The organism is Natronococcus sp. A-GB7 (genome assembly GCF_029688865.1).
Classification (GTDB): Archaea; Halobacteriota; Halobacteria; order Halobacteriales; family Natrialbaceae; genus Natronococcus.
Window position 1 is genome coordinate 1 of the sequence record NZ_JARUKV010000052.1, and the last position, 10,731, is coordinate 10,731.

The window sequence follows — 10,731 nt, forward strand, 5'->3', positions numbered from 1 at the left end:
TCTTCGGGCTCAGTGACGTACACTACGTTCTCACTGTCCTCGAGTTCGGGGCGCTCGGTGATCGGCGTGTACGTGTGGTCGATCGGGTCCCCCGAGTACGTCCGTTTGCTCACAGGCTGTACACCCCCGACTCTTCGTGATAGGTGAGACGGCTATTTTTAGCCGCCTTCTCAGCGGCCTCTATATCGACATTGAACTCTTCAACTAGTTCGGTGTGTACTTCGGACTCTTCAGTCGTGTTACCCTTCGAGTTCGCCACGAACAGTTGTGCGTGCTCCTTCAGTTCGCCGTTCGTGGGACCGGACTCTCTTTCATCGGCCGCGCCAAGGTTCTCGTCCTCGAATCCGTCTAGCCCAGCGTTGTGACCGCCGTCTCGGTCGTCGTCATCGTCCGAATCGTCCCCTTCAAGAACGTCTATTGGGTCAGACACTTCGTCGACTGTTCCGAAGGCCGTGTATCCACGCCGGACTATGCTCGTATCACTTGACGGGCGGACACTACCGCTATATCCGAAGTCCGAATCCTTTGCGGCGCTAGTGAACTTGTTCTGGCCTACGAAGTCGTGACCGTTCTCCAGGCACCACGCCCGATACACTTCCCATGCCTCACCCGTGGTAATGTTCGGTGCGTCGGGGTTGTATTCGGCCACATTCGACAAGAAGTAATCCAGCGAGTCGCCCCAACTCTGCCACTTCCGCCGCGTCTCGTCAGGCGTCGGTGGCACGTTATCGAACTCGCCGTTCTCGAGTAGTCGGCCCCACCCTTCGATTGCCCAATTGAGCACAGCCGATAGATTCTCCGGTTCCTGTAGCCGGTTCCCGAGAGTCGGGTCGCGCTTGTCCGAACCCTCAGGAAACTGGTTGTCGAAGTGAACGATAATCCAGCGTCGCCAAAACGCCGTATCGTCGTCACTCACGGGAACGTCTGGGACTTCGTTCGTCGCGAAGAGCATACCACCGTCGTAGGCGAACTCAAACGGGCTTTGATACAACCGCTTGGCCTGGAGCGAGTCGCCCCCGGTCATTTTCTTGAAGTTCGCGAGGTTCTTACCCTGCAGCGATCCTCCCTCGAGTTCGACAGAGATGTTCGCGAGTCCGCCGTGCATTTCTGCCAGCGAGGGCTTATCGCCAAAGTCGAACGGCGAAACGCTCGTCGTGTTGTCGTCGCCGAGGAGTTCCTCGATCACGTTCAGAAACGTACTCTTCCCGTTCTCGCCGCCACCGACCAGCAGTAGCGCACGCTCATACAGACTCTCACGGTGCAAGCAGTCGCCGATGTATTCTTGCACCGTCGGGATCATGCCCGATTCGACCACTTCACCCACGAACGGCTTCCAGGTGCTACCGTCGGCTTCGGGATCGTATTCGGCCGACAAGCGAGTGAGAGCGTAATCTTCCGGCTCGAGGTCCCGAATGGCGTCAGGGTCGTCGTTATACGCTTTCTCGAGGTCAAGAAGCCCGTTCTTGACGGCCAACATCCCAGCCTCTAAGCCGAACTCGTCGTTCCAAATCTCAACTTCCGGGTCCGCATTGATTTGCGCCTTCAGTTCGTTCAGAACGTTCTCGCCGTAGTTGACCGCACCGAGAGCCTTCCGTGCAGCGTGTCTAAGAGCCCGCTCACCGTCGGGGTTCCATGTTCCCGTTTCGGGATCGAACGCCCACAGCTCGCCGTTATCACGGCTGACGCGAACGTGAACGTTCTCGCTCTCCTTGGCGAGTTCCCAGACGTACGCCGCTTTCTGGCGGTCATTGAGGTCAGAAATCGAATCGTCTTCCTCGAGCCCAGCGTACACCCGAACCATCGACGGTGTAAGCGTCTCTCCGGTAACATCGGGCACACTGGCAGACGGATCTGCAGTAGTCACGCCGCCGTCACCGGCCACGTTGTTTGCCTTCGGGACGGACCACCCGTTCTGCTTAGCTTTGTCAATTAGCGTCGCTACTGTGACGCCTGAGCCCTTATCCGCGTTCTGCCAGATATGCTCAACTATGCTTTCGGCTTGATCGTCCCATTTGCTGCCGCGACGGGACCACGACTCAAAAATAGACCGACCGTTACTACCGCTGTCATAATCGTGAACAGCAAAACCAAGGCGAAGCCACTCGGGGTGTTCAATATCTGGATTGATGCAATTTAGCGCATCCTCTACGTCCGACGGCTCGAGCCATTCACCGCCGTCGTAGTCGCTGGATTGTGACCCACTCGAATCACCAAGGTGCGGAGATTCACCTCGAATGTTCTGATAGGCTTCGAACAGCCACGGCGTCGGGTCAACACCCGCAATCTGACCACCGCTATCGGCGTGTGTATCGCCCGTGAACGTGCAGAACTTGTTCGTCAACACGTCAACGCCTTCATGATCGTCTATCTGACTATCTGACCACCAATCGGGTACGTCACTCGCCACGATCGGGATATGTAGCCCGTTCCCCGAAGGCGAGTATTCCATGTACGTCAACGCGTCTGTGAACACGGACAAATCAGGCACCCAGTCGCGAAGACTCCCGTCCTCAAGGTGTGCACCGTCAATATCGACACAACCGTACACACCGGGCGTGTAGTCGTCGTTATCCGCCGCCATTACGTAACCTATCCCCCAACTGGCGCGCTCATCAGCGGCTTCTACAGCCTCCTCAAAGGTATGCCAACTGTCCGGGTCGGACCATGAAACCCCGAAGTTACCGCGCCAGTGGGGCCGACGCGGCGTGTCGTTCGACGTATCGTACATCAACCATTGGTCACGCTCCTGCAGCTCGCTTGGGATAGATTCATAGCTCATAGATCCACCCCCACGTGGTTCGCGGCGTACACTTCTCGCCACCCGGCCGAAGGGGATTCTTCGAGGGTTTCGCTACCAATACGTCCGTAACGTCGTCGGTTTTCGCGCATGTGTTCGTGCTCAGTGGCCCGTTACGCGGGCGATTCGGGCTCTGGCACGAGGAGTAAGAGACTTCAACCCGGACGCCGTATGTCCAAGCAGAGGCCCCAATTGCCTCGCCCCCGACGGTTGCCACACCGTCGTCCTGCATCCTTCGCAAGGCCGAACACGGGCGATGTCTGCCAGGACACGTGCGCCCGGCGGCCTTCGAACCGATTCAACTACCTGCATAGTCTCGTGTAGGTAACTTAGTTTCCTCGACCAGTGAGCAACGATTGTAGGGCAGAGTCCATATTGGGGTGGTCCTCGGCATCACGGAGCTCCCTCAGAGCCCTCGCACTCTCGGGAGAAACCGAGATTGTAGTTATCTCAGTGGCCATCACATTCCTTACAACGGAGCACCGACACATTAATGTTCCGGTGCGGTGTACGCTATAGCGTACGGACCATGCCAGATGGTAAAAAGGACCCGGCGTTATTGACGAGAGCCCAGCGACGATACTTGAAAGGTGAATCTGACGACCTATCACCGGCACAAGAACGCGCGTTACGTGCCAGAATCCGAAACCGTCTTCGCGCTTCGATGGAGGATTTCAGCATTCTGCTACAACGCGCGGATCCTGAAGATATTCAGAAGGCTCTCGAGCTCCGCGCGTCCGATCTCGAGGAACGCACAGCTGAGTTGGAAACTGAAAGAGGTCTTTCGAGTGCTATTGGGGTGGTTTATCTCGCATGCCTCGATAGGGATGGGTCAACAATCTGGTTAGACGATGACACCCCCGAAGGGCGGACATTCGAAAAGCGCGCCAATAGCGGGATTAGGGACGCCATCAACCGGTTAGGCGTAACCGTCAAAGATGTCACCACTTCCCTTGAGGTCGAACGCGGTGGTCCGTTCGACAAGTTGCCTAACCTCAGTCCAAAAGAGCTTGCCGATGAATACAGCATGATGGAACTCCAGCGGGCGCACCTCAATGAGATTATCACGGACGAGCAGTTCTTCGGAGCGATGGAAGAACAAGGGCGGATCGTCCAACAGGGCGACGAGTAGTTTCTTTTGAGCCTTTCAGCACCGTCAGCGAGGTGAATAGTATCCCCTGTATCTCGGCATGTAGTCGTTGTAGTCGGGGGAGGGGGGGAACTTATCTTTTCTATGAGTCCTACAGCCGCTAGTACCACCACTCTCTGCTCTCAGTGCGACTTTCCTCTCACAAGTGACTACAACGACTACACTACTTAGATCCAGCAGAGAGAGAGCCTGTGTAGGGTAGATTCTTGTAGTCACCTCACTGTGCTGGTAGTCGGTTGTAGCCACTCGAGCAGTAAGATAGGCTCGAGGACGTAGCACAGTCGCCGGCCTTGTGCAACATCGGTGGTTCGGTGAAAGGTGGTCCGTTGCACAAGGCTCTTAGCAACGTCGCGGTTCGGTTATCGTCTATTGGCGGTCAAAATCCCACTATTGTATTCGGCAGCGAGGATAATGGACGATATTTCTATGGTCCTAACGTCGATTATCCTTAGTCGCTAGGCATCCCGGTGAGCCACCACTTCGCCCGCGTGAACGCGCCAGCTTGGGCTTTCTTCTCAGCGAGAGACTGTTCGCTCTGGACGGCTTTCACGAGTTCTTGGTGCTCTTCGCGTTGCTCGAGTATCTGGCGCTTCTCACGGTGAACGCGCTCGAGTTCGGTCTCAAGGTCGTGAATACGTTGCTCGAGCTCTTGAACACGTTCGTCATCAGCCGTGTTCAGTGCGTCATCAAGTAGGTCACGGATGACTTCACTCCGTGATACGCCGTCATCCTCAGCGATTGAATCGAGGTTCTCGACTCTGCTCTCGTCGAGTTTCACACTCACCCGCTTCATACGCTCGGATGACACCGTGTTCAGATAGTATTATGTCAGACGTGCGGCAGACGATTAGCAAAAAACGCGAAGGCTGATGTCAGCGGTATCATCCGTGGGTTTCGCTGGATTTGTGTGGGGAAGTACACGAACTCGGTCTATGTCTGAAAAAGTCCGGTTGTAGGTTCCCCGCGTCTCATCAAATTCTTTGAGGGTCTCAAATTCGACTGTGGCTTTGAAATTATAATCTCCGGGCGACTCTCCGTCGTCCTCGAGCTCAAGCAAGTCGATACTCTCAAATCGGTCCTCACTCTTAAAAAGATCTCTAACGGCTCGTTGAGCGTCTTCTTTTGTAACAGGCATAGCTACACCTTGGCATCAAAGTGCATGAAATTTGGGCTCTACTCAATCGTAGATGCTACGTCGGTGGCCGATATCTCGTACAAAGAGTACTTCGGGATTCTCGTCGCGTTGCCAGTCAATCACGGCCCGATAGTCTCCGATCCGTAGGCGGTAGTACGGTGAGCCACTGAGCCGCTTGAGGTAGTGGTCAGGGAAGTCTTCGATGCTACGGAGCTTCTTCAAAATCCGGTCGCGAACGTCGGGTTCGGCGTCGGACAGCCAATCGGCTGCTTGATCCGACACTTCAATTTCTGCCACGCTAGTCCCTCAGTTGAACCGCTCTTCGAGATCGTCAAGGGAGTGTGCGTTCTCTCGGTCGGCGGCGTCGGCCCGCTGCTTGGCTTTTTCCGAGAGACGGGGCGCTAACTCAGCCCACCAACCGGCACCGCGTGCGCCGGTTTTCTTCTTGTCGACGAGACCCTTTTCGCGCATCTGCTCGAGGCGATAGGCTACAGCCTGACGAGAGACGGGGAGTTCCTCAGCGAGTTCAGTTGTGGTGAGAAACGGATCGTCGCTGTAGTCGAATGTTTTGAGGATATCCTGCTCGGTGACCTTCTCGCCGTACTTCCCCCCTCCCTCTCGGGGTTGGTTTTCACTCATGTATCCATCTACGCCAGTGTGCCACTTAACCGTTTGCTTTGAGCCAAACCGGTAGGTTTAATACCGTTACCGTTGTAGCAAACGGTAGAGACAGACCGGTTCCTCGGGGCGTATTGGAACGCCCGGGTGCTTGCAACACCCGAGCCGGGTTGTCTCAGTGCTAGGACAAACCCATGTCTGTATACGAAACCCGCGTTCAAGACGATTGCGACGTTAGCAAAACGACCGACGTATTCGAGGGACCGTTCCCGGAGTACGACCGCTACGGGAATCTGACGGGAGAGCACTACAAACGGTGCCGCTCGTGCGGCCGTGAAGTGCTCGAGGACACTCCCGCTGAAGCCGTCGCACACAAAGCCGGGTGCCGGTTCGAATGATCGAACTCCCGGCTCTCGAGTTCCGGCTTATCGTCACTGGAGCGTACTTCATGGCCGTCGCCGGCGTGCTCCGGGCTCTATGAAGTGTCCGGCGTGTGGTGAGCCGATAGCGTTCACTGTGGTTCACGGCCCGTCTGAAGCCACGTTATCGCCGTGTGGTTGTACGGTCCCGACGGCGTCACTCGAGGAATAGCGCGCTAACCAACCCGATTCAAAGAGAGACATGAACGATACTCAATCCCCGACAGAGCAGTACAAGTCCGCGGCCGAACTACTCGAAGAACTAGACGCGCGTCGGCAGGCTCTCGACAAGAACGGCGTTACGGTCAACACCGAGTGCACCCGCTGTGGTGACTCGATCGAGACCGAGATTCTACCGAACGAATCCCCTGAAGGTACGATCTGCGAACCCTGCTTGAAGTACGAACTCGAAACGCTGTAAAGCCCGCTGTAAAACTCGGTCTCTTTTCTCCGGTTCTGCTCTGGCTTGTTAGTCGCTAATGAGTCGTTCTCTGTCCTCGAGCATTGTATTCGAATTGTGAGCCACGCTGTTCGGATCGTTCTCCCTCGAGTGAACCGGCGTGTTATGTAGTTCGTTGTCGAGTATGAGAAAACTAAGATACACAACGAAACGACCCGGTGAGCCGAATTGAGTATTTAAAGGACGGCCAAATTACACGACCATTTGAATCGTATCTATCAAAACTACCAGATCCCTTGAGAGAATCCGGCCGATACCTACTGTTACATCATAGCATGGTGACGTGAGAAACCTAAGCATGGCTCACTCGAGAGACCGTGTTGATACATGGCATAGATACATATCGACTGCACCTATGCAGCGAGGACGTAGCACTACTCGACGGTCTCACTGTACCATTCGCCGTTTCGGTCGAATCCGCAGCGGGTCTCTTTGACCACGCCGGCGCGCTCGCCGTCCTCGTCGACTCGGTGCCGTTTGATCGTTACCTGGAGCCCGTCACCGCCGGCGTTACCCCCACCTTCGAGGGCTTCAAGACGGTTCTCTAAAGACCGTTTCATGGTTCCTCCGCTAGTGCTTGAAGAATCTCATCGGGGATCTGCATGATCTCACCATTCAGTCTGACTAGGTTGCGTTCCTCGTCGACAGTTTCCCAACTCTCCAGATAGCCGAATATCTCGCACAGTGTTGCCTTGGGATACTCGGCTTCGGATTCTTCGAGGTCGTTCAAACGCCGTTCGATGTTACGTTTCATCGTCCCCCGTGAGAGCATAGACCCATGCTTTAGCGGGATCGTCCCAAAGCTCTCGAGGAACATCCCACTCTTTCATCCAGTCTCTCGCCGGCTCCGGTGCCGAACTCTCCTCGAGTGTATCTAGCCGTCGTTCGATGTTACGCTTCATTGTAGTGTTCTAACCTCGCTGCGATAGACTCACACAAGGATTCGGATTCGTAGGTTTGGCCGTCAACCCGGAGCAAGCCACGTTCTTGATCCACAGTCTCAATCTGCTCCTCGTCGTGAGAGAGTAGGATTGCCAGACTCAACCGGGGATAGTCCTTGCCGTCCTCGAGTCTATCCAGTCGGCGTTCGATGTTACGTCTCATCGTATTGCTCGCGAAGATTCTGCATTAGGATCTCGGGAAAGTCCTCGAGCGACTGTGCTCCGGTTTCGTCCTCCAGGCGTTCGACCCGTCGTCTAAGCCGTCGGTTCATCGGTCAACCCCTTCCCGTTCTTCGAGGGCTTCGATCCGTTCGTGGATCTCCTCGAGTTCTTTGTCTTTGATTAGCTGCCGATATTGGCCGCTGGCATAGGCGAGAGCCCGAATCCACTGGATACGCACCTTTTCGTTCTCTGGATTATAGACACGGCCCGATGTGACCTTTTCATGAGCCTCGGCTATGCCGTCCTCGAGCAGATCTAGAATCTCGTCACGGCCCGGTACGTCGTCACTGTCGTTAGTCACGGTGAGACACCCCCCGGGCTTCGAGTGTAAACCGTGCGTTCTGAGAGTCAATTCGTAGGATCATGGGTATCACTGTCCGAATTAGTCGTGGCTTGTGAACGGGCTACTCGCTGTAGGTCCATTCGACCGTCGGCTCACCGGATAGCTGCTCTTCAGCCTCGAGTACGTCGGCATACGTCTCAATTGCAATATCTTCGGGCTCTGCCGGTCCGACCGTCTCACGTTCCACACCGGGGAGCTTAAGAAGCGTATCTTCAACTTCACCGACCGTCGTTCGGTGCGTCACTCTGTCGAGAACGTCCGTCGTCGCCGTTTCCTGTTCCACAAGTTCGCTGTAGAACGCGAGAACGCCGTCGTACCGAACACTCCCCCGAGTAGCACCACGGTCGTCAAGCGTCTGTTCGGCCTCGAGCAGTGAGTCGTCTCGAAGGTCGTCTAGTGGCTCAGTGTGTTCCTCGTCGTAGTTGCTTGAATCAACCCCACTGAAGCCCCACTTGTCGCCGTCGTTCGTGACACACGGCAGTGCTTCGAGGTTCGGTTTGGCTACGTCGTCGAACCACTGTTCCCCGGAGTGCTCACCGTAGCGTCCTTGAGACGGCTTGTGAATATCGTCTTCAGCGAAGTACACTAGGAGTTCATCGGTCGACGACTCACCCCGAACGATTAGCCGCTGTAGGATACGCTCGAGAGCCTTCTTATGGCGTGCGTTAGTGGTCCGAACGGGATAATCAAACGAACAGTGTCGGTTGATAGCCTCGCTAACACCGCTTGCCGAGAGACCGTCGTCTGAGCCCGTGACAAGATTCTTCAGGCTCATCGGCTCTCACCCTTTGCCGACCGAAGCGCGTCGACAGTGCCGTACTGTTCGGCATCTACGTCGTACTCTCGAGCAAGGTACTCAACACTCGAGAGACCCATATCGTCTGCTCGCTTCAGGTCAGACACGTTCATGGCCGACTGTGCCAGCTGCTCGGATTCAGACACGTCCTCGCTTTCCGTGCCACCAAGAAGCCGATTCACAGTCTCATTGTAGGTCTCACTGTCCTGCTTTTCCTCGCGAAGCGCCGTTGCAACCGAGTCGGTTAGGGTAATATCTCGAGTCATTAGTTCTGGCGTTCCTCGAGTGCATCGGCCACTAGTTCCGCCTGCTTCTTTTCTCGCTGGCGTCGCTTGAACTCCAGGCGCGACGTGTCGCCGGCTTCCCCGGTGCCGTACTTATCCAGATCCTCGCTCGAGGACGTAACCTCGCGCTTCTGATAGTCACCCGTCGAATCTTCATAGGACGGATTGAGAACGCCCATACTGTAGTCGTCGGGATCGTTGCTCTCTCGAGCCTTCTTCATATTCGCCTGGATACGCTTCGAGGTCGCCGTCTCTTTGCCGGTGAGTTCCGTTTCGCCCATTACACCGGTGCCATAGGCCTCGAGTTCGTCCTTGCCGTCGTTCTGCGACTGCTCTTTGCGAATAATCTCCTCGGCTTCCCCTTTGGTAATCAGGAAATCCGAAAGGTAATCAATAATCTCTGCTTCGGTCATGTCGCCGACTTTCTTGCTCATTGTAGTGTGATTAGGATAGTCCGACCGACGGTATCGCGCCCGTCGTGACGTAGCCACGACGCTTTCGTGGGGCGGTTGTTGGGCAACTTCATGGCGGGAGTTGTCTTTCGAATCCGCGGCTCTCACACCCGGACAGAGCCACCCGAGCCCGGCATAACTCACGACGGGGATCGCGCCGCCGGTCGGAAAACGTAGTTATCGCTGCTCTGCGAACTCGCGGCACAGATGAACCACAGTCTGACCTTTGCTAGGTTCGAAGCCGAGTTCATCGGCTAGGGCCGTCTGAGCCCGCTCGACCGCGGTACTGTGCTCGCGTCGAAGCGAAACAGTAGTGTATTCGTTGCTCATGGGAGAATTGATTGAGTGACAACCAGCGGCCGCTATCCGGTCCACCGTAGGACCATACCCACCGATTCGACGGCCCGTTAGGACGATCTACACGGTGGGAGCGACCTACTATACCCTAGCATCTCCAGCTACTAATAATTAGTGGTGAATTGGCTTGGTTCGAGTTCTCTATTACGCGCTACGAATCCTCGAGTGCCGCATAGATAGCCTCGCCGGCGACATGGCAAAACTCTCCGGTTCGGCGATTAGCGAACGCTTGGTTCACTATAGCTCTCGCTGCTCGAGCGTTCACGTCGGCACCGTTCTCGGTTAGGAGAGAGAGGACGTTTTCTAAGTGTTCTATGGTGGTCTCACGACTCCGGGTCTCACCTGGAGCAACGTCGATCCACCCACACGAACAGATATGTCTCTCGTCGCGGGATACCTCAAGAACCCCACCGTCTTTATCCAGCTTATCGGGCGGTACGTCCTCGGTGAGTTCTGTCCGGTCGTCGAAGGTACGGCAGGTTTGTACCGGTACGTCCTCAAGTCGGATTGATCGGCGTAGTGGCACGTAGCACCGGTCGCACAGATTCGGGCTCTCCTCGAGGCGTTGCACGAATCGGATAGCCCCGCGTTCATCCTCGAAGCGTAGCTTGCCGTCTCTGTCGTAGCCAAAGAGGTACTGAGAGCTACTCATTTTGCACCCCACTCACCGAGTGTAGTCTGTCCCGGCACAAGCGGCCGTGTGTCGTCTTTGTCGTCACCCGGAATCGGTACGTTCTCTGTGGATTCGGTCCCTTGC

At 55.8% G+C, this 10,731-nt stretch carries 13 protein-coding genes; 1 reads left to right on the forward strand and 12 read right to left on the reverse strand.

Annotated elements, in window-relative coordinates:
• Nucleotides 1–109: 109 nt before the first annotated feature.
• Nucleotides 110–2,728, reverse strand: coding sequence for a phage/plasmid primase, P4 family (locus tag QA609_RS23980; protein WP_278305144.1), 2,619 nt, complete (start codon nt 2,726–2,728; stop codon nt 110–112).
• Between the two features lie 733 nt (nt 2,729–3,461).
• Here QA609_RS23980 and QA609_RS23985 point away from each other — a divergent pair.
• Entirely contained in the window at nt 3,462–3,929 is a 468-nt protein-coding gene (locus tag QA609_RS23985; RefSeq protein WP_278305145.1) for a hypothetical protein, read from the forward strand.
• 466 nt (nt 3,930–4,395) lie between these two features.
• Here QA609_RS23985 and QA609_RS23990 read toward each other — a convergent pair whose 3' ends face one another.
• From QA609_RS23990 to QA609_RS24040, 11 genes are all read right to left on the reverse strand, one after another.
• Complete coding sequence (locus QA609_RS23990; RefSeq protein ID WP_278305146.1) at nt 4,396–4,725, reverse strand: ribbon-helix-helix protein, CopG family; 330 nt, start codon at nt 4,723–4,725, stop codon at nt 4,396–4,398.
• 69 nt (nt 4,726–4,794) lie between these two features.
• A complete protein-coding gene (locus QA609_RS23995; RefSeq protein ID WP_278305147.1) occupies nt 4,795–5,082 on the reverse strand; it encodes a hypothetical protein in 288 nt (95 codons plus the stop codon).
• A 42-nt stretch (nt 5,083–5,124) separates the two neighbouring features.
• Nucleotides 5,125–5,379 carry a type II toxin-antitoxin system RelE/ParE family toxin gene (locus QA609_RS24000; protein WP_278305148.1) on the reverse strand — a complete coding sequence of 85 codons (255 nt, stop codon included), beginning with the start codon at nt 5,377–5,379 and terminating at the stop codon, nt 5,125–5,127.
• A gap of 9 nt (nt 5,380–5,388) precedes the next feature.
• Nucleotides 5,389–5,721, reverse strand: coding sequence for a MarR family transcriptional regulator (locus QA609_RS24005; protein WP_278305149.1), 333 nt, complete (start codon nt 5,719–5,721; stop codon nt 5,389–5,391).
• A 1,232-nt stretch (nt 5,722–6,953) separates the two neighbouring features.
• Nucleotides 6,954–7,139 (reverse strand): hypothetical protein, encoded by a 186-nt coding sequence (locus QA609_RS24010; RefSeq protein WP_278305150.1) that lies wholly within the window; start codon nt 7,137–7,139, stop codon nt 6,954–6,956.
• Complete coding sequence (locus QA609_RS24015; protein ID WP_278305151.1) at nt 7,136–7,396, reverse strand: hypothetical protein; 261 nt, start codon at nt 7,394–7,396, stop codon at nt 7,136–7,138. The genes QA609_RS24010 and QA609_RS24015 overlap by 4 nt, the downstream gene beginning before the upstream one ends.
• Before the next feature lie 392 nt (nt 7,397–7,788).
• Nucleotides 7,789–8,043 carry a hypothetical protein gene (locus QA609_RS24020; protein WP_278305152.1) on the reverse strand — a complete coding sequence of 85 codons (255 nt, stop codon included), beginning with the start codon at nt 8,041–8,043 and terminating at the stop codon, nt 7,789–7,791.
• Nucleotides 8,044–8,146: 103 nt separating this feature from the next.
• Nucleotides 8,147–8,860 carry a hypothetical protein gene (locus tag QA609_RS24025; RefSeq protein WP_278305153.1) on the reverse strand — a complete coding sequence of 238 codons (714 nt, stop codon included), beginning with the start codon at nt 8,858–8,860 and terminating at the stop codon, nt 8,147–8,149.
• Complete coding sequence (locus QA609_RS24030; protein WP_278305154.1) at nt 8,857–9,147, reverse strand: hypothetical protein; 291 nt, start codon at nt 9,145–9,147, stop codon at nt 8,857–8,859. The genes QA609_RS24025 and QA609_RS24030 overlap by 4 nt, the downstream gene beginning before the upstream one ends.
• A complete protein-coding gene (locus QA609_RS24035; RefSeq protein ID WP_278305155.1) occupies nt 9,147–9,599 on the reverse strand; it encodes a hypothetical protein in 453 nt (150 codons plus the stop codon). The genes QA609_RS24030 and QA609_RS24035 overlap by 1 nt, the downstream gene beginning before the upstream one ends.
• Before the next feature lie 526 nt (nt 9,600–10,125).
• Nucleotides 10,126–10,626: a hypothetical protein gene (locus QA609_RS24040; RefSeq protein ID WP_278305156.1), complete on the reverse strand. Its 501-nt coding sequence runs from the start codon at nt 10,624–10,626 to the stop codon at nt 10,126–10,128.
• Nucleotides 10,627–10,731 lie beyond the last annotated feature (105 nt).